Genomic DNA, 20606 nt, shown 5'->3' with positions numbered 1-20606 from the left:
CTTTTCAGATGGGGAGTTAGTTGAGTAGTTATGGTTGCAAATCTTTGAGTGGCGATGGGCAGTTTTTTATCACCCAATCGCCGCCAATCAATTCTGGATTATCGTATTTTTGATTGTAATTGCTTATCAACCAAAACATGCTCGGTTTAAAAATAAAATCCTCTTTTACCGGCTCAAATGTGTCATATACCGACATAAGATTGCTTGTGACCTCTTGCTTTCTTTCATCTGTCATCACTGTTCAACTCCTATTTTGTAAAGCCTTATCGTTACCGTCGCAGCTTCTTCTGATCTGTTTCGTACACGGATATAACCACCATCGGTAAAAAGTCTAAACTTTTCTGCTTCAGCAATACTTTCAATCGTTTCGTTTATGTTGTTACCGTGCGATATCATCTGGAAGCAAACAAAAGGATTTCGCGATGAGTAACTGCCCTGAACATCTCCTGTTGGGTAAAAATAAACACCTTCTCTCCCAATTGAATTAGACCACGGTGTTCTTCTTCCTTCTAAACGCCATTCGGAAGCTGTTGTTTCTATCGCAAAATACGATAATCTAGCATCGGCGTTTGCGTAACCTGTCTGCGCAAAATCTCCAGGGTCTACTGTCTCAGCGTTTACCAACGTTTCCATTTCCTCCACATTACTCCCAGTTACTTGAGTATCTATCGGCTCATTCAACCGCTCTAATATCTCCGATTGCTTCTCGATAATTTCACTTTGCTTGTCTAAAAGATTATTCAACCGATCTTCTACGCTGCTATCTTTGACTGGGTACGGGTAATCCTCGCTTACATCGCGTGCGTGTCCGTCTGATTCCCAATATTGCGGCGTGAATGCTGGTATTTCATCGCCGGGAGCGTTAGGTTCCCGGTTCATTCTTCCCGGTGTGTTTCCTCGCTGACTCATGCAAACACCTCCTAATAATATCGTTCCGTATAACTCAATTCCGTCTCATGACTTGCCCGCATCTGCATATACCCCGGATGCAACGGCATCCAGTGGCTTTGTAGGCTAATGTACATATGATTCTCGCCATTAAGCGTTATTTTTCTGCGCTCATAATCAATTTCAAGCACATCACCCGATATAAAATTATACGGGATGATGATGTGACATCCGTTGTTCATTTCGATTTCAAACTCATCTTGATCCGCTTCAAAGACAGTGCGTGATATCCACGGCGTTTTTTCTTGGCCGCCCACTTCTACTGTCGTGTCTGTTGTGGTTATGGTGTGGGTGCTTTCGCTTTTAAATTTAGCAGGATTGCTACATATAAAATTTAACGTTCCTTGTAAGCTATTGCTGTCCTCATCTGGCAGTTCACCGCTTTCCAGAGTCGCTATAAAATGAGCACTCTCGTCCGTAAATTCAAGCACTTTCTTACTGCCAAGCAACATACCGTTTAATCGTTCAAGGCGATCCCGGAATCCTTCACTCGTTCGATCCTCGATTAAAAAATTAACCCTGATTGGCCTCGGCTCATAAGTGTAACTACCCTCTTTATCTCCGTGGCCATAAGGAACCTCAATCATATTTATGCGGCGAGTAAGGAAACCTCTACCGCTTACAGAAGTTGTAACGAAACGACCGTTATCATCTGTCAGTGCATCATCTATATTAGTGCCATTAAACACCGTCTGGAAAGAAGTGAGAGGGGCTGTTCTCTCTCCCCTCTCGTTTGGATCTACAAAGTTATACATTTTCTATCACCCCGGCATCCTTCTTGCACGGTTGGATTTTCTGTTTTGCGTATTGCTGATGTCGTCAACAAAAGCGCTGAATTCGCTGTTTCCGATCCTAACATTTATATTCGCGGGCTCTTTCGTCATCGTCATTTCGCTTCTTACATGATTGTTTAGCTGGCTTTGCGCTTGTCTGTTTATATCGTTGATCTGCCCCGCTACGTCAAATCCGGGCATAGCTAGTTGGGGATTAAATGCCTCCTGCATCTGCACCGCCATATCACTTGTCGCCATTACAGCCTTTCGTGTTGAGTTCGCAACACCTTCGGCCAAACCTTCTGCTACAAAATCACCGATGGCCATGAATTCACGGGAAGGAGACCTAATCCCTAGCGTGCTTTGCGCGGAACTCAACGCTCTTGAAGCCATACTACTCGCCGCGCTAATTGCGCTGCTCGCTCCATTTCTTATTCCGCGGCCTAATGCACTCGCGATATTACCGCCGACGCTTGCAAAGCTACCTGTAAAGCTACTTACCGTACTAACCATGCCGGACATCATGCTACTGACAGTTGATACCGCCGAGCTCATGCCGTTACTAATGCTCGACACGAAAGACGAAAAGGTGCTGGAAATCGAAGAAGCCATGCTTGCGCCTTGGCTTATTGTTGACGACACCATAGCCGCAAATCGGCTTTGTACAGACATAGCAGCATCAGCCATCCGGCTTGCTGTCACTGCCGCCATATTGCCCATATTAGTGCTTGTTGTGCTTGACATATCACTCAGATTGCTAGAAGTATCACTACTCATATCACCAAGCCTGCTACTAGCAGTTGATGATGCGTTGCTTAGATTGCTGTCAACACTGCTACTCACATCGCTCATGTTTGAGTCTGTATCCTGAGCAGCCGAAGTTAGATTGTCGCCCATAACCGTGCGCATGGCGAGCGTGTGACCGCTTGTTGTTGTTTCTGCCCCCGACATGGTTTCGCCGATGTTGTCAGCCATTGATCCGAAAGTTGACCCCACCTCGTCGCTCATGTTCTCTGCGCTGCCTAGAATGTCAGACCCTATTCCGTCCATAGTTTCGGCCGCGTCCACATTCTGCATGCCCTCGTCTAAGCCTCCGATGATGTCTTCCCCGACACCCATCATGAGCCGTGAAGGGGAATTCATTTGGAAGAATCCGAGGATGGGATCAAGAATATTATCATCAACAAACTCATAAGTGTTCTCGTTTAAACTTCCAGCCGTCGATTTAACGCCTTCCCATAGACCGTCAATAATAGATGTTCCTATAGACATTCCCATTTCTCTCAATGTTGGCAGTTCGTCTGCAAGCGCACTCAGTAGTTCATCGGCTATCGTTTTAGCTGCAGAGGCGATTTCCGGGGCGTGTTCGATGATCTCATCTACGATCGTCCCCAAAATCTCACGACCTGCCGCAGAAATTTCAGGCATCAGTTCTTCAATTGCTCCCGTTAGCGCTTCTATGATCTCTGATCCAGAGTCTTGTATATCAGGTATATTGTCGCCGATACCTTGGTTGTACGAAGATACTGTTTCATCGCCGGAATCTTCTACTTGCTCCGACTCTCCCGATATAGCGCCAGCTAAAGATGTGATCATATCCGTGCCTAATTGTGCGATTTCAGGGATCATTTCTACTGCCGTTTCGGTAAAGTTATTTATAACTTCTGTTGCCTTTTCTGTGATTTCTGGCATCGATTCGGTGATTCCCTCGGCGATGTTGTCTAGGATTTCTGATCCTGTTTCAAGGATTTCAGGCATCATTTCTGAGATTTTATTTATGATCGTTGTTCCTATTTCTTGAGCAGTCTCCATAATTTCGGGCAGTTTTTCGACTATGCCTTCTGCTATACTCATGGCAATTTCAGCGCCTTTTTCCAGCGCGTCCATAGCCATTTCTAGCAAGATTTCTCCGACCTCAAGAGCCATGTCCATCACATTATCGACAACTTCACTAAACTCCATCTCGCCTTTGAAAATATCTATATTCTCTGTAGCTTCAATAATAGGATCGATCAATGCATACATATATTCGGCGAGCGTATCGACCCAACCAGAAACAGACTCAAGAAATTCGGTCAGGCTGTCCATCTGCAAATCCTCAAAGCCTTCTTCAACTCCGATAATCGGGCCTACGAGGTCGGTAAACCACACCCACAAATCAGATAACAAACCGACTACAATTTGGAAAAATGCAGTGAGTTCATCGATGAGTAGCTCTCTAAATGCCGCGCTTAAATCCAGCAGGGGAGAAATCAACGTCATTGCTATATCCCACACATCCGTCAAAACGTCCCACACCGAATTCATAATGTCCCTGAAAGTATCGGATGTGTTGTAGGCGGTGACAAGAGCGCCGACAAGCGCCCCGATCCCTCCGACTACTAGTCCGACGGGGTTTGCTAGCATTGCCGCGTTCAATAGCCACATAGCCGTTCTCGCGGCGACCAATGCGGTGTTCATGGCGAGTACAGCGCCGCCAAGTCCAGCAAAAGCACCTGCGATACCGCCAATGACAGGCGCAAATGGTCGCAAGATATCTAGTAGCGTGAAAAAGGCGTCTCCGACTGGTTCTATGGAATCGGCGACATCTTCAAGAATTCCTTGGACGGCATAGCCAAAATCCTCGATCATATCACGCATTGTCGGGAGCCCGTTGTTCTCAAGCATTTCATCTATCGAATTTAGTATTTCTTGAACGCCTGTGGCGAAGGCTATTTGCATGTTGCTGATGACCACGCCCCACATACTACCTGCATCTTCTGCGGCACCGGCGATGGAATCCCAGCCCTCTGTTCCTTCCTGAAACGCTTCATTCATCACTTCCATAAATTCTTCTGTTTCTAACTCACCTGCTCGCATCTGTTCAGCAACTTCGTCTGTAGTCATGCCCACGGCGTCCGCGTATATCTCTGTCGCTGGAATACCCGCTTCAAAAAGGCGGTTCATTTGATCCATTTGAACAGTTCCGCGCGATTGCATTTGAGCTAGGGCGTCAGAAACGGTTGCGAATTCCTCCGTCGTTCCACGCCCGAAAAAGGCGACTGCATCTGTCCAAGAATCCAACGAATCAACCGCTTGGTCTACTTCCATGCCGCGAGCAACAAAGTCTTGCACGGATCTTGCCGCTGTATCAAAGGCGAAGCCAGTAGGTTCCACGACATCCCAGACATCATCCAAAGCGTCTGCCGCTTCTTCCGAACTCCCTGTCATCGTTTCCATGACACGTTCAAACTGTTCAAATGCGTCAATACGTTCGGTAGCTGTATCAAAAGCATCTCCAAGTGCGTTTGTGGCAGCGTTCACTGCCCAAATACCGCCGACGGTACCAGCGATTCCACCCAATGATATCGAAGCGCCAGAAGCTGCGCCATCAACGTTAGAAAGAGATGAGCTTGCGTTATTCGCCGCCCCGCCAACGTCATTTAAGCCGCTGACGGCTGCGCCAGTCTCTACATTGATGCTATTTTCTCCGGCCTGTTGTACAGCGCTATCCGCATCACTTGCCGCGCTGGCAACGGTTTCAAGACCCGATGTAGCCGCTCCCGTTTCAACATTGACGTTATGTTCGCTCCCTTGCTCAATGGAACTTGACATATCATCTGCGGCGCTGGCTACTGTTTCCATTCCTGATGTGGCCGCCCCAGTCTCGACATCAACGCTGTTTTCGCTAGACTCATCAATAGCGCTTCCCATTGTTTCTGCGGCGCTTGCAGTGTCGTCCATCGCATTGACAGCCGCGCTATTTTCGACATTCAAATCATGATCGCTTACATCCTGCACAGCGCTATCATAAGAATCCGCCGCCCGGCTTGCTTCCTCAAAAGCAGATATCAAACCTTGATTATTTGCACTCAGCACCGCTTCTACACTGTAACTCTCTGCCATATCCTCACCCCCTTGCTTTTAGACATAAAAAAAGAGCCTATCTAGGCTCGCTGGTTTAAGCGCTTCGCGACTTCTGCCAAACGCTTTTTCTCTTTATCCTCTTTTGTTGTTTTGCCATCGATTTGTTTCATGCGCTTTTCGTAGTTAAAGAAGTCTTTGAAGTTTTTATATACGGGCACAGACTTCTTGTTTTTTCCTTGGCCTGTTTCTTTCGTTGCCTTTATTTGCTGATTTGTCCACGCTTGTAAATGTATGTCAAAGTCTTTATCGACGCGCTTCTGTTGTAAGGCTTTCATGCGCCATCTGTATTTTGTGAGAGATAATAAATCTATCTGTTCATCGGACATGTCGAAATAACGAACGCAATTAATGTATACATCTTCAAACGTTACTGATTCTCTGCTTGCTCCTTCGCTTTCTTCTGTTGCTTCTCGATCTGTTCTTCGGCCTGTTTTACTTTCTTGCTCGTTAAAGCACTCTCTCGAAATGTGTTCAAAAACCCCTCGCTCACTTCTTCGACACCTTTTTCTTCAATGATTGCCATGAGCGCTTCTTCGATCTTTTCTTTGCCGGGTTTATCTTTTTTTACATGATGAAGACCAGCTTCAACAATATCCGGCAAAACAAGTGGGTCGCTATCGATCAAATACCCTGTCGTCATTGCCAGCCCTGCACCAATGTCCTGTCCGTTTTTACGCACTTTGTATTTATCGTTTAGAGCTCTTAAAAATCCGAATCCAAAATTAAGTTCATAACCCTTGCCGTCGATCTCGATATTCAATGTAATCATCCTTTATAAATAGATTTATTATTCTAGCGCTAAAATAATAAAGAGAGGGGGCTACCCTCTCCCATTAGTTTTCTATATCTGTCTGTTAGGGGTCAGGCCGTTCCCCCGTAACCACCATTTGGCGCGGTATTTCTAAACTCATACTGCACGGTGGCTTGCTGATCATCAGTTAGCGTCGCAAATCCGAATTGAGGTTCTAACTCAATATTTAGCGAACCAGATACTTGCGGCTCACCGTCTACCCCTGATACAGGAGACCATTCTTCCAAATATCCCTGAGCGTAAATCGCAGGGTATTCTCCGTCTTCATTCTCGGAATCTTCATCGACGGTCAATTCCCAGACCTCAACGCGCTTGCCGCCAATGACAGAATCCCTTAGCATTTCAGACACCGGATCATCTTTGGCTTGCACAGCGTTGATGTCCACGTTGCTTTCCAGAGGATCTAAACGAATGATCGTGCCATCTTTTGTATTGATTCGGTTAATGCCGCGACTGAATCCGAAAGTGTGTTCAGTCTGAAAAACGAGTTTGGCCGCTTCTTCTTCTTGGTTTTCGTGCAAACGAAATAGCAAAATCTTATTTTCGCCATCTACCATTTCATGTATCTCTGGCATGTTGTTTCCTCCTAATATTCCTGATTGTTTAGATTCCTCCATTGTTCCGATGAAGGCACTTGCTGCTTGTGTCAGCATTTAATCACCATCATTGAAATGAAAAAGGCACCTCGATAACGCCGTGTAAGAGCGTTGTTGACGTGCTTGTGTCGATCATTATTTGATCGTTGATATTTCCGTGACTGATTTTAAAATTATCTGTACGCTTAATCTTCCGCATTTCGATCTTGAGTTGATCCATCATTCCAGTGAAATCAACCCGATTCGTGCCTTGTGGCTGTTCGCCGTTTCGTTGCATAGCGTAAACGTGAACCGTCTGGTTAACCTCACCATATAAAAACCGCTTAGTTCTACGATCCGTATTTATCTGCTCTCCGACAAACACAAATGGAAGGTCTGCACTTTCTGCAGGCAGATAATCGTAGGTGTCGTAACCAAGCGATAATGACGCGGCGAAAACCGCATCGAATATTTGTTGTTGTGGCGATTTGAGTTCTGTTGTCAAAACATCACCTCGCTAACTTGTCCATGCTCTCCATAAATAGAGGAACCTCAGACCAAAATGCTGGCCTTGCGTAAGGCTGAGGGTACATGTACCTTGTTCCGTATTCTGGATATGAAGCATAGTCGGTGGACGGGCTCACCGTCGCTGTAAATCCGCGATTAGTCAACCTTAAGTGGATTGATCGCCTTGTCGCTCCTGTGGTGTAGTCACCCGAAAAACTAGCATTCCGAGTCATTTTCCGGTTCATTTGCACCCCGTGCCTACGAACAACATTTTGAACATCGCGATCTACTGTACGCACTTTCCTTTCAAGGTCACGTTGAAGCGCACGCATACCATTCAACTGAGCCATGACTACGCCCCCTCTAAATATAGGACTGATCGTCTGCGATGGTTGATATGCCTTTGAACAGAGTACGGCTTCTCGCCAATCTCTACGCGGTCATAGGCTTTGTCATATTGACGTTGCAAACGGGCGACAGTGATGTTCTGCTCAATACTCCCAAACATTTGATTTACGCGATCAACGCTCACGGGGGAAAGATGGCATGGTACGGTTTCACGTATCGGCTCGCCTTCAACGTATTCGCCCTTCTCCGGATCGTAATAGCCCCCTTCGCCTTGTTTCACGAATGTAATGCGCTGGTCATATCTAATAGGCCTCACCCTCTTTCAGGCAATAAAAAAGACAGCCGTTTAGGCTGTCCGTTAATTTATTAAATTAGATGTTTCCATCTTTTGTTATTGACGATCCTGCTTATAGAAACTTGACCTACTCCGTACAATCTACTCAATTCATTTTGGTTAAGAGTCTTATTGAAATACAACTCTTTTATATCAAAAACGTCTTGCTCTGTAAGTTTAGACATGTGATGCTCATGTCCTCTCACGTTTTTATTTAATCCTGTTCTGTAAGCATGTTGTTGATTTTCAGAAGAAGAACACCACTCAAGATTTTCTACTCTGTTATCGTCTTTAATGCCATTGATGTGATTAACTTCTTCGTCTGTCATCGGTTTTCTTATGAAGGTTTCGGCTACAAGTCTGCTGACTCTTCTGTTTTTGGCTACGTGATTTTTGTGTAGCCTTGTAAATAAATAACCATTCTTATCTACACTAAACGGTTTTACTTTCCCTTTCCAGAATTGCCTTTGACCATTTATCTTATTAACATATCTGTCAAGGCTTTTTACTCTCCCTTTATCAGACACCTGATAATACCCTTCGTAACCAGAAACGTCCTTCCAGTTTTCCATTATTGTAACCTCCCACAGTTACCCCATTTATTTTGGGCAGGCAAGGAAGTGGGTGCTTCCTTTTCGGTACTAGTAACCTAGCCTGCAACTACTATTATACCATATACAAACTAGAAAAACATTACCCTCCCTCGACCAACATCTTCTCGCTTTGTTTCTTTGTCGATTATTGCCTGATAAGGCTCAAAATCTTTTTCGGGATCGTGAAAAGTAATAGAATGGCCCTCTACGCTATCTGATTGAAAACCTTCCGAGCCTATACGATTATAACGGCGGACAGCAATTTCCACGACGATATATTGCAGGCGTTCCGGAACATCATCTTTTTCGAGCAAATAAATGAGGTGACTCTCGATGTTCTCGACAATCACCTCTAATTGGTCATCTTGCCGATCGTCCTCTGCGTCAATGAGCGTTTTTACTTTTTCTTTAACGCCGATAATCACTCACCCCTTTGCGAAGGGTTATTATCCTTCGTCGCCGCCATTTGATGTTTGTTCGACAGTGTTAAATCGAAACTTAACTACTCGTATTGCTTTGGCATCAAAAACTCGCGTCCAACGTGCGGCAGCGTCAATTTCTCCATTAGTCGGAAACGTTGCAGAAACGCCACCCTCATTCCATTTGACACCGCGCGGGTGTAGAAGGAAGATTCTACGGTTGATCAATACTTCCTCACCGGAATACGACCGTTTGTTTCTGTCTACCTCCGTCGGAACGATCCGTGGGTGAGAGCCGTTGCCCAATGCAATAGCGCCCTGTCCGAAGATGTAAATGCTGGCTTGTCCTGTCTCCGTATCATACTCCATAGCGTCATCTACGATTACACGCTTGCCGTTGAAGTAAGGGATCGGCAAACCTTGTTCCGATTGCGGAAGGTACTCAATCAAGTCTTGCTTACGTAGTTCCGTCTCCACAGCAGAGTGCATCATAACGCCCGTTAAGGATTCTTTTGCGTCGCCCATTAGTTGGGTAGCATCCAAGAACGTTTTCATGTTGATCGTACCTGCATCTGCATCTCGGTCTGTGATATCGTGGACTTTTGAGGACATAGTGTTGCTTTTAAATACGCCACTTAGACCAGCTAACAGGTTTTTCTGCATGTCTCGCGTCCAGTAGTTAGCTACTAGCTGGCTGATAGCATTCATGGGATCGTCGCCACTGAGCAAAGCAGACAGCCCATTTGCGCCCCAAGCGTTTACCCGCGCTTGCTTACGTGCAACGTCATCACTTGATGTGATTTTGTTCACGTTCATGTCGCCCTCATCCTGCATGACCTGCGATTCGCCGCCATCCAAGTCATTCCAGAATGGCATGTTAATGAGCGTGTTAGGCCCGCTTACGAGCGAGTCAAATTGAGCATCATTCGTGACAATGCCGCTTTGTACTAACTCTGAAAGCTCCATAGTCCGTTGAATCGTGTATGGAGTGAAGATTTCAGGTTGTATAACATCTTCGAGTCTGGTTATTTCTGCCATTTCATATCATTCCCTTTCTTAGCTATTAGCCTGTGCTTTTAATTGCTTGTACTTATCCGGGTCTTCGTTATAAAGCCGCCCCTGTTCGGTGAGGTTCCATGTGTCTTTGTGGAATGGGTTCTTTTCCCCTACGGAACCGCCCGTGTGCCCCGGTGTGCTCTGGCGCAAACGTTCCTTGACAGCTTCGTTAACCGCTTCGTCAAACGTCTTTTTGATGCCCTCAATTGACTGCTTGATCTTGTCGTTATCATTGATAGAGACAAGCGAATCAGCAAACGAATCGGGAAGCCCATTCTCTTTTAGATCACTCTGCACCTCTGCCCGCAATTGCTTTTGGTTCAGTTCCTTTTCGCGGGCTTCCAGCTTCTTTAAACGCTCCTCATACTCTGCCTGTTCTTTCTGCTCTTTTGACAATTTGGCGTATTCTTCGCCTTGTTTACGAGCGTTTTCTTCTATGCGTTCTTTCTCTTTTTCGAACTCTTTTTGACGCTTAGTAAGTGCGCTATCAACTGCCTTGCTAATCGCGCTGTCGAGTTCAGATTGGGAGTAGGATGTTTCGCCTTGACCTTGCTCTCCTTCGCCTTGTGCGCCTTCTTGCTGACTTCCTTCTTGATTACCCTCTTGGTTATTGCCTTCTCCTTCGCCTTCTTCGGCAAAGTATTGTAAGTCCATTAGCATTTATTAATCGCTCCTGTCCCGCACACACAACACCACTCGCCACATTTAGACATTAAAAAAAGCCCCGTCCAGTACATGCCCGTCCAGTGCTTATTCGCTTGCCATTATGCGGTTGTTTTGCTGCCCGTACAGTGTTATTGGCATGGTGCTTTTAACGCCTTCGCATGGTTTGGGCGAATAAGTTAATTAGTTTTTCGGCTAACAACTTCGCCTACTTCATTAAATGTCTCCGTTTCAATGTCCGCGCTTTTTTTACGTCGTGTCTGTCCTGTTATATACCTCAATTCTTGTTTTTTCAGATCAACTAGCTTATCCAAACTGTCAGCTATACGCTTCATCTGCTTTTCACTTTTATCCATGTTCATCCTCCTATAATTACTACTCAGATATGGTCATAACCCGGATCACGCTACCTTTCCGGCATATCGCCTTCACTGTTGATAAATTCCACCAACGAACCGAGTGCGTCAGTATCAATATCAGTGATTAAAGTTCGTTGTGATTCTCTAGCCACGTCAAGTTTTAATCGCTTCTGTTCAATCCTTGCAATCTTTTCGAAGCTGTCTGCAATGCGTTTTAAATGCTTTTCTTGCTTGTCGATGATTAATTTCCTCCTTTCTATCCGAATCAAATACCACCATAAAATGGTTTTTTACCAATCGTCAGGGATGACATTTAAAATTGCGCACCTGCAATTCGGATGTTCGGGTGGTGCAGAAGTCCCAGGTTCTAAGTCCCTGACTTTAAAAACTTGCCCATCCAAATCGGCGCATATATCACAACTGTCCACTTCACTGATCCACTCATATTCTTCGATACCTACATCTTCAAATGATTTTTTGGTTGATTGAATTTGCGTCCTTGCAGATTCCGTTCTCATGATCCTTTCAGTGTTGTACACGCTATTTCCAATCTCATTCCGCATGTTTCTTGCCATTTCTCTGGGGCCAAGACCGCGCGTGATATCCCGTCGCAAATTCCTATTTAGGTTGTCAATCATGATGTCTTTGTTTTGCCATATCCGATCCGAAAAGTATTCGCCGTGGAACCGATAGCGCACAATCTCTTCCATTTCAGCGCCGCTCAACCGGATAGTTTCACCTAAAATACCAGACTGCCGCCGCACCTCCGACCGCGCTATTTCTTCAAGCCTTGCTTCCACTTCAATCTCGCTCAACCCATTTGCGCGTGACACTTCCAAATCAGCGTACATCTGCATAAGTTCTAGCCTCGATGCTCTCATTCGCGAGTTGTATTTACGCATTTCAGCATTTGCTTGAGGGGAGAAGTCACGGCTTTGCACATATCGCTCGGCTTTTTCTTCTAGATCGCGAATGTCAGTGCTTTCTACCGACTTTTTCGCGTCAGCAAGGCTCATTTCCTCTCGGTCTGCATAGCGCTGATAAATGCGTGTGATTTCCTTGTCGGCTTCGTCTGCCGCATCTTCATAGTGGCGAGTGATTTCCTCCATCACTTCGTCATCACGCTGACGTTCAATCAGTGATTGCTCACGCTCTCTCTCTGCCCAATACTCACGATTGTCCGGCATTTTCTTCGCCTTCTCCCTCGCCGCCTTGTCGGTTGCTTATATAGTCGCGATTGGGGTTCATCTGTCCGGTGCGCTCCGCATTAAGGCGGTCGATTTCAGCTTGCGGGTCTTCCACGATTGACAGCATAGCAAGCATGGTTTCCTCTGATAGCTGGCCGCCAAGATCAGAAAACATTGACACTTCATCCGTGAGCGACCTTGGTAGATTAGGTGTGAATTGTATGGTCAACCCGTCCATATTGCCCCCAGAAAGCTCCGCTGACACATTAAGGATGTTTCCTAGTAGCCTATATCTATTCGTCAATGATCGCCTAAACAAACGCTCTTTGATCGCTCTCACTTGATCCAAGCCGAATAGCTTGTACTTTAGCGATTCTCCTGATTGGTGGCCGGAAAAATTTTCATCCTGCATATCTGGAGTATTGGTAAATTTATGGATATCTGTTTGCAATCTTCCCTTGTATGCCTCTGATCCTTGAACGTCGTATTCCTTGTAGATGTAGTCAGCATCGGCGTTCCCCTGCCTTCCGTCTGCATCCGGTTCAGTCTTTAAAAACAAAATGTTTGACTGCTTCATGTCCGATGCATCTTCTCTACTCATTTCTAAATTCCCGGTAATTTTAAGCATGGCATCGTTTAAATCTGTCATGTAGTTTGCTGTATCAGATTGAGCCGCATCGTACAAATCAATGAGGTTAAGCACGTTTTCAAAATCGCCCTGCCGAAACCGATTGTTAGCGTACTCATTGATCGGAACACCACCGAAAAAATGCGGCTCCCGTTCCACTTCATACAGAACGATGACCGCATTGGATTCGCTCTGATAACGTATAATCTCTGAATCTGTGTACACATCAACCTTGAACGGATCAGATTCCAGCATTTCATTTTTGTGATACCGCACCGCCGCTATGGGTAGCTGTTCGACCGTATCATCATAAATGACGAATGTGTTTAACGGCGACGAAACAGCGATGCGGTTTTCGTCTCTGCGGTTCCTATACAGCAATTCGTAGGCTCGTCCATAGATTGATAGATCAAGCACCAAATCGCTGTTCAGCGCATCAGTGTCATTCAATCGGTTGATCTGACTAATAACTTCCTCTGTAGATTCGTCCTCATGCTGGACCGTGATCGGATTCCCTGCCAAGTAGCCAACAATAAACTGGCTCACATACTTTGCATAATTGTGAGTGGCGCGGTAGTCTGCCTTGTGATCCTCTGCCTGATGCCGCTCTCGATCATGCAGGATGGTTGTGTTATCTCCGAGGTAATAATCATCCAACTCCTCTAAACGCGGTCGCTGATAAGCCATGTGGTTTTGTACCATGTCTTGCAGGTCTTTGATGTTATCCAGTAGCAATTCTGACGGGGTGTTGTCACCCATTTTATATCGGTAGTGGTCGTTTGCTTCTTTTGGGAAGCGACGCCCTTTGTGTTTTGTGATCGTTGCCATGTCTGCACCTCCTTATAGGCCGAGTGATTGTAGTGCGTCGTGAGTGCTTTTATCTGATTTCCTGTGCCCTGTAATTTCTTCCGAAAAAACGGCATACCGCACTGAATCCATGCAATCATCCCATTCCTTGACTGGCTCGCCTTTGTCCGAGTTCCACACATACATGAATATCTCTTTGTCGAATAAAGGCGCGTTCTTCCGCACAACCTTAAATTGGTCTGTCTTGATCTTCTTAGCGACTGTCTCAATCCCATGGAGAACATTCTTGTGTCCGTTTTTCGCCTTTATATCCTCTTTACGGAAACGAGCAATGTGTTCGGGGCGGGCGCTGTCACACCAAAAAATAATGTTGCCGTATCGACGCTGTACGTCTTTAGCAACATTCACCCAGTAATCTATTTCCATGTGCCGCTCGGCGTGTTCTTCGATCAAATAATAAGCGCCTGGCGCATCCTTGCCCATGACGACAATCACGCCGTTGTGTTCGTATCCCCAGTCAACGCCGACGAAGTATTTAACAATCTTTGAATGATCGATACTATCAATAAAGTGGCGCTTCTCGTCAAAGTCTTTGTATATCGCACCCTCTGCCGCTACCCAATTACCGTGAATATCACGCTCGGTAAACATACCGCTTGGCGTGGAAGCAATAATACTCTCGATATATTCAGGATCAAGGAAGGTGTTATCTATCAGCTTAAAATTAAACGCCTTGATGTTCAGTCGCCCATTTGACAAGCGCTGTCCGTCGTGGTCGATGTAGTCTGTTTTGACCGAGTGTGACGGGTTTTCAGGGTTCGTATCTATGACGATCCTTGCGCCTTCGTATGAGCAACGGGAGATAACCTCCTTAACGAATGTATCATGGAGCGCCGTTCCCTCATTCATGAGAGCGCCAGCCGCCGTAAAACCGCGTACTTTCTTCCACGCATCGGCATTAGCGCCATCAAAACAATAAACTTTGTTGCCAAATATGGTAACAGCATTAGTTTTATCCAGCTTCAATTCACCCACAAACAGTTCCATATCGTTTAGGATGTTACGCCGGATGCTCGCCTGTGTAGAGCCGCCAATGATAAATGACAAGCCTTGATTTTCATATTGGGCAATGTGGTTTAAATACATAAGAATAGCCAAATACGTCTTCCCTGCCCGCTTTGCGCCGCTTAGAAGGGTTATCTTAGGTTCTTCTGTTATATATTCAAGGATAACGTCATTCTGCTTCGGAGTTAGCGCGTATTCCATCCGTCAACCCCCTTAAAGCCGCCGCGACTTCGCTTTGTTCGCTGGTGTTTCCTTCTTCGATTTCTTTTTGTAGCTTCTCCACTTCTTTTTCTAGTTTCATATTTTGTAGGCGGTTCTTTTCGACTGTTGCCATGATAGTTGTTAATAACTTTCCTGCTTCTGTCTTGTCTTTGATCTTCGGCTTCAATCTCTTTGTTTCAACTTCTTCTGCGCCTATCTCATTCTTTACTACAAAAGCGTGTTCTTCCGTTTCCTCTTCTGCGAGAACACGAAGGGCGTAATCAAGCACTTGCTTTTGATGCAACTTAACATCAATTTCATGTTGTTCTAACTCTTTGTCTATATATTCCAAAATAGCAGGTTTTCGCAGGTTTTCTTGCCCCGTCACCCTAGCTGTCTTTTCACTATATCCTGCTTTGATTGCCGCCTTTGTGATATTTCCCGAAATTATATATTCGTCTGCAAATCGTTTTTGTTTCGGTGTAAGTTTCACATAATCACCAGCCCCCAATAAAAAAGCACCTTCCATCAGGAAGATGCCCTTTCTTTTATGGTCTTTGCCCTTATTACATTTCCGCATGATTTTGAGCAAGTTTTAGATTTAAAATATTTATTTATCGTAAACTTCTTTTCGCAAACAAGGCAAGTTCTTTCCACATCATCTAAACCTTGTTCGCGTCTCCACTTAGCTTTGCATTTTTTTGAACAAAACCTTGTTCTTTTTATGTTTGTGAAATCATTCCCGCATAACTCACACGTTAAAGGTATCTTCGCATGAAGCCTATCCTTCACTTTTTCGTACTGTTTCTTGTGCCATTCCCTGCCCGCCAATGACCGATGCCATTCACTGGCTTTAGGTCTGGCATTGTGCGTTAAATTTTCCCTCATTAGTTCAATTTCCTCGTCAGTCAATTGGCTCTGATGGAAACTCATGTGGCTACTGCCAGAAAGTAATACTAAATTTTCTATGTGATTATTGCTTTTATTTTCGTCACCATGATGAACGTGGTACCCTTCGGCCGCTTTACCGTTTTCTTTCTCCCATACATACTGGTGAAGTCTTTTTCTAATCGAGTTGCAACGATAGTACCCAGTATCCTCATCCCTAGTGAAACGGTATCCATCCATGATAATAAATTTACTCTTGCACTCCCTTAAATCTTCCATAGATAGCACTTCTGTGGTATCCTTCATTACATCAGCACTTCCTTTCTAAGTGTTGATCACGCTCTAGGGTGTTAGCGCACCGCTAGGGCATTTTTTCTATCTCCATTATACCATAAAAACACTGTCATTTCAGCATTTTTATTGATTTTTAATATATATAAGCCGCCCGGAAAGGAGGAGGGATGAAAAAACGGGCGGCTTCTCGAAATATAAGATAATAGCATTTGTTATTTGCCCTACCACCCCCAGTATATTTACGTGAATTCAACATGTCATCTTCTGTTTTTTCTGTTTAAACTGTCCAAAGTGTCCAAAGTGTTCAGCGTAATATATCTTGTCCACAATGCTATCCCTTATTTTGTATATATTGCTACGAGACAGACCCATATGACGACTCACCGCCGACATGCTCATTCCATCCATCAAGCATTCGAGGACAGCGACCTCCCGCTCGTCGCTAATGATAACCGCCCGCTCCTGCACGAATGAAACCTTTCTCTCTAACTTCTGCACATACTTTGATTTCTTTTCTCGGCGCTCAACTTCTTTGTAAACCGGATCGCTATTTTGACCTTCTGGTTTTGGCATCGTGGCTTCAATCCCATATTGAGCTGTGAGGTTGTTCCCGCCCCCTCTGATCAACGTTCGCTGTCTCGCTATCTCATGGATCATCCAGTTATAATCTTGGAGCAAATCAATTATGGCTTCTCTATCCATACAACCACCCCTTCTATTTGCTTCTCAGCGCCCCGCCTTTGGCCCTTTTGTAAACATCCCGATACTCGCCCATCAACTCTCTAATATCCATCTCTGTGAGCTTTTCTGGCTTCTTTTTGCTCATGACATCATCATCGACACTAAAAATGTCACAATCGAAGCGCAAAAAACGAGCACGAATTCCTTCTGCTTTCCTTGATCCTCCGCCTTGTACGAAGCCAAATAGAAAAACGACATAAACATGATGATTAGTAATACAATCTGCAATGCTGTGATCATTTGATTGATTCCTCCTAAATAAAAGAGACACCGCACCACTATCTGTGGTTCGATGCCCCTGCGTTTTTCGCTCAAGGCTGTTATTTTTTAGATGAAATTTGTTCCATCCCTTTTTCAATCGCCCTTTTGTAAGCTTCCTCAAATATTATTTTCGCATCCTCCTCTTTGATTCCCATTTCCAGGAGAATATCTCCTTGAGCGCCAGCGTAATCATTAAAGTCACTCATGCACTCCACCAATTTTTCTCGAATAGATTTTTCTAAGAATGATTGGAGTCTCCCTTGCGCATAACCTTCTTTTGCTTCCATATTTACCCCCTATATCTTCCTTGATTCCGTGCTATCCACCCGATCCACCTTACCGCCGATCCACACGATATTGTTATGTCCGTATCCGGTATTAGGAGGGTTCAGCTTCAATACTTCTCCGTCCCTGACCACATAAACAACATCCTGAGGTTGCGGTTTAATTTCATCCACGCTCATATGAATATGGTTGCTTGTATGATCCCTCAATCGCTCACACCCTCTCCGCAATCTGATTCATGCGCTCGTAAACAACACCTTCATATACAATTGACCGTGTTTGTTCTAATTCATTGTCAATTAAAAACGACACAACTTCTGATATATCGTTATTATCAGTAACCACATTGATTTCGCCAACGGAATTGCTTACGAATACTGTCCACATATATTTTTCCTTTCTCATCCCCTACACCCTCTCCAAAATCTGATTCATGCGCTCGTCTATTTTGGTATCGTGCATTTCTTCGCGTATGACTTGCTTTTGCCAAGCAATCTGTTTTCGCCGTTGACCTTTTTTGTATTCAGCGACCATCCACTCTAGTTGGTCAGGAGAAACAAGGTAGTCTTTGATATCGTCAATCATTCGTCCTCATCCTCCCTCGAATCTTTATACAAAAGCAATTCGTAACCATCAAAGAAATCTCTTGCTTCAAAATTAAACCTTAAGTTTTCAGCATCCTGCATGCCTTTGATCAACTGGTTTATAGTGTTGTATTTTACACTTTTTACGAAGTATTTCATTCGCTTTCAACCTCCAATTCAATTAATTTATTATCCAACTTGTCCACATAAGAGTTGAGCTCTATATATCCCATTTTTTCAATATTTTTCGGTGAAACTTTCAGCACTTTTTCAGTCCTGCGAACAAAATCACGAACAGTACTTCTTGTCATAACCTCGGGAAACACTTCATTTAAAGGTGTATCCAAATCTTTCGGTTTAATCCACGTATCTTTATTCATCGTTTTCACCGCCTATTTGATTAGCCATTATCTTTAACATGATATCTTGCAGAGGCATTTCCATAACTTCATCTTCTGTTTTCCCTGTTTGTTCGCATATATATTTAATTGCATATCCAAGTGTTAAATTGTTCATTCGCCGCCACCCTCTCTTAATGCTTCTTTTGCTAAATTTCTCATCTCAACAGCGCCTAAAGCATGTTTCTGTAAGATCAAATCTCTGTTTGCGGCTTCCGTGTCAACTTCAACAATACTTTTCAACGCCCGCTCATACCGCTCGGCTTTTTCGGCTTGTTCATCATACAATTTTAATATTTCCCGCTTGTACTTTTGCTGCTGCATTAAAGTTACCTCGTTGGCGAGATGGTCAAGCGCCTCTTTTAAAACCTTCCTCTCACTCATTCGCCACCCCTCCGATCTAGATAAACATAAGCTTTCGCTAATGCATTAATCGCTTGTTCTTCAAACAAATCGTAATTTGGCTTATCCTCGGCGATCTCGCTGATAGGATATAAATGTAGGTGCAACAACTCATGTACCAAAGTTTCTTCCATGTCGTGTTCGCCCAGAGAATCATCAGGACGATAATCCTCATCCAAAATAGATATGAAAGCTTCTTTGCTCTCCAAAAAACATTGTACATTCCCCTCGAAGTCTTCTCCGATCATCTTTTTCTTTTCGATAGAGATGTCCCAATCTTGCAGTTTCAATATTTTTTGCCAATAGACAAGCTTCTGCTCTAGTTCCTCTTGGGTAAAAATGAATTGTCCGCTCAATTTCACTACCCCTCCCTAACAGGCTCAAATTTGCTCTTAAATTCTTCCAAAAATCGCGCGAAAACTTGCCCGTCTTCGTCCCGATAAACAACAATGTTTTCGCCTCGGTGAAACGGAACCTTGCTGTACGCAATGTGTAGCACCTCGAAAAAATTGCCTTTGTGCTTGTACCTATCGCCCAACACGCTTACCCCTCCTTATCAATCCATCGATCCAATTGCGCAAGATAATCCATCTGCACGCCCCGTCCTCGATCAACCCAGAATCCGTGTATGCTAAAATCCTCTAACGGGATGCTCTTGCGGCCGCCTTTTTCAGCTCGCCGCTGATAATACTCAATCACGCTAAATGGCGTCAGGAATGTTTCGTCCGTGTCTCGGAACTCAACGATAAGAAACGCCTTTGCGCCGTGATCCTGTGCGTTGTACAAATACCTGAATTGGTGGTCTGCGATCATAGAGAGAGGGAACGATTTCCCCTTCAGACTCTTTGCTTCGAATGCAACCGACCGCCCTTTATAGGTGCCGTCATAATCAACGGTTGATTTCGCTTCAAAAAATCCAGAAATCACCTTTGTTCCCTTACTCCTCGTCACCTTCACGGGTGTCGCTCGCTTGTTGACCAGCGCTATGTTTTTCAGCGCATACAGGCTGTTCGTGTGGTCAATTTTCGATTCAAGCGCCATCCCCCGGTTTCCCCTGCCGACCTGCTTTTGATATTCTGATGTAGCCATCCTAAGCTGTGCCATGTGATTCTCCTTTCATGAATACCATCCAGTGCGTTTTCGCTCGTCTGTTTCCAAACAACGGTTTATGCCCAACCGCCTTGATGATTTCACTCGTTTTGATTTGGTCCTCGTTCCACTTGAAGACGAGCGTTCCGTTTGGCTTTAACACCCTCATGCATTCGCAAAAACCTACCCTGATATCTTCTTTCCAATTGAGTTCAAGCTTTCCGTATTTTTTGGCCAACCAGGAATCATCTCCAGCTTTTATTAAATGCGGAGGATCAAAAACAACTAGATAAAAGGTATCGTCATTGAATGGCATATCCCGAAAATCGCCTAAAATATCAGGCTTTACATTCAGAGTGCGCCCGTCACAAAGCGTTTCCTTCAATTCTCTGTTGTCCATATACACGGCATCCTCGTTTTCCTTGTCGAACCAAAACATCCGACTTCCACAAGACGCATCCAATACCCGTTTCATCTTCTCCCC

The 20606-nt window shown here is 44.7% G+C and carries 34 protein-coding genes; all 34 read right to left on the bottom strand.

Annotated features, from left to right (window positions below; all coding sequences use genetic code 11):
* Nucleotides 1-28: 28 nt before the first annotated feature.
* Complete coding sequence (locus tag DT065_RS00440; protein WP_114369882.1) at nucleotides 29-235, bottom strand: hypothetical protein; 207 nt, start codon at nucleotides 233-235, stop codon at nucleotides 29-31.
* Nucleotides 235-909: a hypothetical protein gene (locus tag DT065_RS00435; RefSeq protein ID WP_114369880.1), complete on the bottom strand. Its 675-nt coding sequence runs from the start codon at nucleotides 907-909 to the stop codon at nucleotides 235-237. Before DT065_RS00435 ends, DT065_RS00440 begins: the two co-directional genes overlap by 1 nt.
* Nucleotides 910-920: 11 nt before the next feature.
* Entirely contained in the window at nucleotides 921-1703 is a 783-nt protein-coding gene (locus DT065_RS00430) for a distal tail protein Dit (RefSeq protein WP_114369879.1), read from the bottom strand.
* A 6-nt stretch (nucleotides 1704-1709) separates the two neighbouring features.
* A complete protein-coding gene (locus tag DT065_RS00425; protein ID WP_114369878.1) occupies nucleotides 1710-5606 on the bottom strand; it encodes a tape measure protein in 3897 nt (1298 codons plus the stop codon).
* Between the two features lie 41 nt (nucleotides 5607-5647).
* Nucleotides 5648-5902, bottom strand: coding sequence for a hypothetical protein (locus tag DT065_RS00420; protein WP_227002680.1), 255 nt, complete (start codon nucleotides 5900-5902; stop codon nucleotides 5648-5650).
* 92 nt (nucleotides 5903-5994) lie between these two features.
* Nucleotides 5995-6387, bottom strand: a complete 393-nt coding sequence (locus tag DT065_RS00415) for a tail assembly chaperone (protein ID WP_160112327.1) — start codon at nucleotides 6385-6387, stop codon at nucleotides 5995-5997.
* A 101-nt stretch (nucleotides 6388-6488) separates the two neighbouring features.
* Nucleotides 6489-7013: a phage major tail protein, TP901-1 family gene (locus DT065_RS00410; RefSeq protein ID WP_227002679.1), complete on the bottom strand. Its 525-nt coding sequence runs from the start codon at nucleotides 7011-7013 to the stop codon at nucleotides 6489-6491.
* A gap of 88 nt (nucleotides 7014-7101) precedes the next feature.
* Nucleotides 7102-7518 carry a hypothetical protein gene (locus DT065_RS00405; RefSeq protein ID WP_114369876.1) on the bottom strand — a complete coding sequence of 139 codons (417 nt, stop codon included), beginning with the start codon at nucleotides 7516-7518 and terminating at the stop codon, nucleotides 7102-7104.
* Nucleotides 7519-7522: 4 nt separating this feature from the next.
* Nucleotides 7523-7870 (bottom strand): HK97-gp10 family putative phage morphogenesis protein, encoded by a 348-nt coding sequence (locus tag DT065_RS00400; protein WP_114369875.1) that lies wholly within the window; start codon nucleotides 7868-7870, stop codon nucleotides 7523-7525.
* A gap of 2 nt (nucleotides 7871-7872) precedes the next feature.
* Nucleotides 7873-8184, bottom strand: coding sequence for a hypothetical protein (locus tag DT065_RS00395; protein ID WP_160112326.1), 312 nt, complete (start codon nucleotides 8182-8184; stop codon nucleotides 7873-7875).
* A gap of 50 nt (nucleotides 8185-8234) precedes the next feature.
* Nucleotides 8235-8774: an NUMOD4 domain-containing protein gene (locus DT065_RS00390; protein WP_114369873.1), complete on the bottom strand. Its 540-nt coding sequence runs from the start codon at nucleotides 8772-8774 to the stop codon at nucleotides 8235-8237.
* A 110-nt stretch (nucleotides 8775-8884) separates the two neighbouring features.
* Nucleotides 8885-9220, bottom strand: coding sequence for a phage head-tail connector protein (locus DT065_RS00385; RefSeq protein ID WP_227002678.1), 336 nt, complete (start codon nucleotides 9218-9220; stop codon nucleotides 8885-8887).
* Nucleotides 9221-9241: 21 nt separating this feature from the next.
* Nucleotides 9242-10252, bottom strand: coding sequence for a major capsid protein (locus DT065_RS00380; protein WP_114369872.1), 1011 nt, complete (start codon nucleotides 10250-10252; stop codon nucleotides 9242-9244).
* A gap of 18 nt (nucleotides 10253-10270) precedes the next feature.
* A complete protein-coding gene (locus tag DT065_RS00375; protein ID WP_114369871.1) occupies nucleotides 10271-10930 on the bottom strand; it encodes a DUF4355 domain-containing protein in 660 nt (219 codons plus the stop codon).
* A 182-nt stretch (nucleotides 10931-11112) separates the two neighbouring features.
* Nucleotides 11113-11289, bottom strand: coding sequence for a hypothetical protein (locus tag DT065_RS18670; RefSeq protein WP_160112325.1), 177 nt, complete (start codon nucleotides 11287-11289; stop codon nucleotides 11113-11115).
* 50 nt (nucleotides 11290-11339) lie between these two features.
* Nucleotides 11340-11561 (bottom strand): hypothetical protein, encoded by a 222-nt coding sequence (locus tag DT065_RS00370; protein WP_114369870.1) that lies wholly within the window; start codon nucleotides 11559-11561, stop codon nucleotides 11340-11342.
* Nucleotides 11562-11582: 21 nt separating this feature from the next.
* Nucleotides 11583-12479 carry a minor capsid protein gene (locus DT065_RS00365; protein ID WP_114369869.1) on the bottom strand — a complete coding sequence of 299 codons (897 nt, stop codon included), beginning with the start codon at nucleotides 12477-12479 and terminating at the stop codon, nucleotides 11583-11585.
* The gene (locus DT065_RS00360; protein WP_114369868.1) at nucleotides 12463-13935 is read right to left on the bottom strand and encodes a phage portal protein; all 1473 of its coding nucleotides are present in this window, start codon (nucleotides 13933-13935) and stop codon (nucleotides 12463-12465) included. The genes DT065_RS00365 and DT065_RS00360 overlap by 17 nt, the downstream gene beginning before the upstream one ends.
* A 12-nt stretch (nucleotides 13936-13947) precedes the next feature.
* Nucleotides 13948-15180, bottom strand: a complete 1233-nt coding sequence (locus DT065_RS00355) for a PBSX family phage terminase large subunit (protein WP_114369867.1) — start codon at nucleotides 15178-15180, stop codon at nucleotides 13948-13950.
* Nucleotides 15149-15709: a terminase small subunit gene (locus tag DT065_RS00350; RefSeq protein ID WP_160112324.1), complete on the bottom strand. Its 561-nt coding sequence runs from the start codon at nucleotides 15707-15709 to the stop codon at nucleotides 15149-15151. The genes DT065_RS00355 and DT065_RS00350 overlap by 32 nt, the downstream gene beginning before the upstream one ends.
* The gene (locus DT065_RS00345; protein ID WP_227002677.1) at nucleotides 15709-16374 is read right to left on the bottom strand and encodes an HNH endonuclease signature motif containing protein; all 666 of its coding nucleotides are present in this window, start codon (nucleotides 16372-16374) and stop codon (nucleotides 15709-15711) included. Before DT065_RS00345 ends, DT065_RS00350 begins: the two co-directional genes overlap by 1 nt.
* 237 nt (nucleotides 16375-16611) lie before the next feature.
* Complete coding sequence (locus tag DT065_RS00340) at nucleotides 16612-17064, bottom strand: helix-turn-helix domain-containing protein (protein WP_114369865.1); 453 nt, start codon at nucleotides 17062-17064, stop codon at nucleotides 16612-16614.
* A 13-nt stretch (nucleotides 17065-17077) separates the two neighbouring features.
* Nucleotides 17078-17461: a hypothetical protein gene (locus DT065_RS18665; RefSeq protein ID WP_160112323.1), complete on the bottom strand. Its 384-nt coding sequence runs from the start codon at nucleotides 17459-17461 to the stop codon at nucleotides 17078-17080.
* A complete protein-coding gene (locus DT065_RS00335; RefSeq protein ID WP_114369864.1) occupies nucleotides 17424-17651 on the bottom strand; it encodes a hypothetical protein in 228 nt (75 codons plus the stop codon). The genes DT065_RS18665 and DT065_RS00335 overlap by 38 nt, the downstream gene beginning before the upstream one ends.
* 9 nt (nucleotides 17652-17660) lie before the next feature.
* Nucleotides 17661-17828, bottom strand: a complete 168-nt coding sequence (locus DT065_RS00330; protein WP_114375945.1) for a DUF3954 domain-containing protein — start codon at nucleotides 17826-17828, stop codon at nucleotides 17661-17663.
* 34 nt (nucleotides 17829-17862) lie between these two features.
* Nucleotides 17863-18036 (bottom strand): hypothetical protein, encoded by a 174-nt coding sequence (locus DT065_RS00325; protein ID WP_160112322.1) that lies wholly within the window; start codon nucleotides 18034-18036, stop codon nucleotides 17863-17865.
* Between the two features lie 21 nt (nucleotides 18037-18057).
* A complete protein-coding gene (locus DT065_RS18660) occupies nucleotides 18058-18234 on the bottom strand; it encodes a hypothetical protein (protein ID WP_160112321.1) in 177 nt (58 codons plus the stop codon).
* Entirely contained in the window at nucleotides 18231-18392 is a 162-nt protein-coding gene (locus DT065_RS18655; protein WP_160112320.1) for a hypothetical protein, read from the bottom strand. Before DT065_RS18655 ends, DT065_RS18660 begins: the two co-directional genes overlap by 4 nt.
* Nucleotides 18389-18613 carry a hypothetical protein gene (locus DT065_RS00320; protein ID WP_114369862.1) on the bottom strand — a complete coding sequence of 75 codons (225 nt, stop codon included), beginning with the start codon at nucleotides 18611-18613 and terminating at the stop codon, nucleotides 18389-18391. The genes DT065_RS18655 and DT065_RS00320 overlap by 4 nt, the downstream gene beginning before the upstream one ends.
* Nucleotides 18606-18749, bottom strand: a complete 144-nt coding sequence (locus tag DT065_RS18650) for a hypothetical protein (protein WP_160112319.1) — start codon at nucleotides 18747-18749, stop codon at nucleotides 18606-18608. Before DT065_RS18650 ends, DT065_RS00320 begins: the two co-directional genes overlap by 8 nt.
* The gene (locus tag DT065_RS00315) at nucleotides 18746-19015 is read right to left on the bottom strand and encodes a hypothetical protein (protein ID WP_114369861.1); all 270 of its coding nucleotides are present in this window, start codon (nucleotides 19013-19015) and stop codon (nucleotides 18746-18748) included. The genes DT065_RS18650 and DT065_RS00315 overlap by 4 nt, the downstream gene beginning before the upstream one ends.
* Nucleotides 19012-19389, bottom strand: a complete 378-nt coding sequence (locus DT065_RS00310) for a hypothetical protein (RefSeq protein ID WP_160112318.1) — start codon at nucleotides 19387-19389, stop codon at nucleotides 19012-19014. Before DT065_RS00310 ends, DT065_RS00315 begins: the two co-directional genes overlap by 4 nt.
* Before the next feature lie 187 nt (nucleotides 19390-19576).
* Nucleotides 19577-20137 carry a Holliday junction resolvase RecU gene (locus DT065_RS00300; RefSeq protein WP_227002676.1) on the bottom strand — a complete coding sequence of 187 codons (561 nt, stop codon included), beginning with the start codon at nucleotides 20135-20137 and terminating at the stop codon, nucleotides 19577-19579.
* The gene (locus DT065_RS00295; RefSeq protein WP_114369858.1) at nucleotides 20124-20597 is read right to left on the bottom strand and encodes an SAM-dependent methyltransferase; all 474 of its coding nucleotides are present in this window, start codon (nucleotides 20595-20597) and stop codon (nucleotides 20124-20126) included. The genes DT065_RS00300 and DT065_RS00295 overlap by 14 nt, the downstream gene beginning before the upstream one ends.
* Nucleotides 20598-20606: the final 9 nt, after the last annotated feature.

Source organism: Salicibibacter kimchii, assembly GCF_003336365.1.
GTDB lineage: Bacteria > Bacillota > Bacilli > Bacillales > Marinococcaceae > Salicibibacter > Salicibibacter kimchii.
The sequence above is the reverse complement of the archived record's forward strand: the minus strand, read 5'-3'. Positions and strand labels throughout refer to the sequence as shown.

What these genes read in the sequence shown, in the direction of transcription:
- DT065_RS00440 (WP_114369882.1), bottom strand. Translation starts at nt 235, where the DNA reads ATGACAGATGAAAGAAAGCAAGAGGTCACAAGCAATCTTATGTCGGTA.
- DT065_RS00435 (WP_114369880.1), bottom strand. Translation starts at nt 909, where the DNA reads ATGAGTCAGCGAGGAAACACACCGGGAAGAATGAACCGGGAACCTAAC.
- DT065_RS00430 (WP_114369879.1), bottom strand. Translation starts at nt 1,703, where the DNA reads ATGTATAACTTTGTAGATCCAAACGAGAGGGGAGAGAGAACAGCCCCT.
- DT065_RS00425 (WP_114369878.1), bottom strand. Translation starts at nt 5,606, where the DNA reads ATGGCAGAGAGTTACAGTGTAGAAGCGGTGCTGAGTGCAAATAATCAA.
- DT065_RS00420 (WP_227002680.1), bottom strand. Translation starts at nt 5,902, where the DNA reads ATGAAAGCCTTACAACAGAAGCGCGTCGATAAAGACTTTGACATACAT.
- DT065_RS00410 (WP_227002679.1), bottom strand. Translation starts at nt 7,013, where the DNA reads ATGCCAGAGATACATGAAATGGTAGATGGCGAAAATAAGATTTTGCTA.
- DT065_RS00400 (WP_114369875.1), bottom strand. Translation starts at nt 7,870, where the DNA reads ATGGCTCAGTTGAATGGTATGCGTGCGCTTCAACGTGACCTTGAAAGG.
- DT065_RS00390 (WP_114369873.1), bottom strand. Translation starts at nt 8,774, where the DNA reads ATGGAAAACTGGAAGGACGTTTCTGGTTACGAAGGGTATTATCAGGTG.
- DT065_RS00380 (WP_114369872.1), bottom strand. Translation starts at nt 10,252, where the DNA reads ATGGCAGAAATAACCAGACTCGAAGATGTTATACAACCTGAAATCTTC.
- DT065_RS00375 (WP_114369871.1), bottom strand. Translation starts at nt 10,930, where the DNA reads ATGCTAATGGACTTACAATACTTTGCCGAAGAAGGCGAAGGAGAAGGC.
- DT065_RS18670 (WP_160112325.1), bottom strand. Translation starts at nt 11,289, where the DNA reads ATGGATAAAAGTGAAAAGCAGATGAAGCGTATAGCTGACAGTTTGGAT.
- DT065_RS00365 (WP_114369869.1), bottom strand. Translation starts at nt 12,479, where the DNA reads ATGCCGGACAATCGTGAGTATTGGGCAGAGAGAGAGCGTGAGCAATCA.
- DT065_RS00360 (WP_114369868.1), bottom strand. Translation starts at nt 13,935, where the DNA reads ATGGCAACGATCACAAAACACAAAGGGCGTCGCTTCCCAAAAGAAGCA.
- DT065_RS00355 (WP_114369867.1), bottom strand. Translation starts at nt 15,180, where the DNA reads ATGGAATACGCGCTAACTCCGAAGCAGAATGACGTTATCCTTGAATAT.
- DT065_RS00350 (WP_160112324.1), bottom strand. Translation starts at nt 15,709, where the DNA reads ATGGAAGGTGCTTTTTTATTGGGGGCTGGTGATTATGTGAAACTTACA.
- DT065_RS00345 (WP_227002677.1), bottom strand. Translation starts at nt 16,374, where the DNA reads ATGAAGGATACCACAGAAGTGCTATCTATGGAAGATTTAAGGGAGTGC.
- DT065_RS00340 (WP_114369865.1), bottom strand. Translation starts at nt 17,064, where the DNA reads ATGGATAGAGAAGCCATAATTGATTTGCTCCAAGATTATAACTGGATG.
- DT065_RS00335 (WP_114369864.1), bottom strand. Translation starts at nt 17,651, where the DNA reads ATGGAAGCAAAAGAAGGTTATGCGCAAGGGAGACTCCAATCATTCTTA.
- DT065_RS00330 (WP_114375945.1), bottom strand. Translation starts at nt 17,828, where the DNA reads ATGAGCGTGGATGAAATTAAACCGCAACCTCAGGATGTTGTTTATGTG.
- DT065_RS00325 (WP_160112322.1), bottom strand. Translation starts at nt 18,036, where the DNA reads ATGTGGACAGTATTCGTAAGCAATTCCGTTGGCGAAATCAATGTGGTT.
- DT065_RS18660 (WP_160112321.1), bottom strand. Translation starts at nt 18,234, where the DNA reads ATGATTGACGATATCAAAGACTACCTTGTTTCTCCTGACCAACTAGAG.
- DT065_RS18655 (WP_160112320.1), bottom strand. Translation starts at nt 18,392, where the DNA reads ATGAAATACTTCGTAAAAAGTGTAAAATACAACACTATAAACCAGTTG.
- DT065_RS00320 (WP_114369862.1), bottom strand. Translation starts at nt 18,613, where the DNA reads ATGAATAAAGATACGTGGATTAAACCGAAAGATTTGGATACACCTTTA.
- DT065_RS18650 (WP_160112319.1), bottom strand. Translation starts at nt 18,749, where the DNA reads ATGAACAATTTAACACTTGGATATGCAATTAAATATATATGCGAACAA.
- DT065_RS00315 (WP_114369861.1), bottom strand. Translation starts at nt 19,015, where the DNA reads ATGAGTGAGAGGAAGGTTTTAAAAGAGGCGCTTGACCATCTCGCCAAC.
- DT065_RS00300 (WP_227002676.1), bottom strand. Translation starts at nt 20,137, where the DNA reads ATGGCACAGCTTAGGATGGCTACATCAGAATATCAAAAGCAGGTCGGC.
- DT065_RS00295 (WP_114369858.1), bottom strand. Translation starts at nt 20,597, where the DNA reads ATGAAACGGGTATTGGATGCGTCTTGTGGAAGTCGGATGTTTTGGTTC.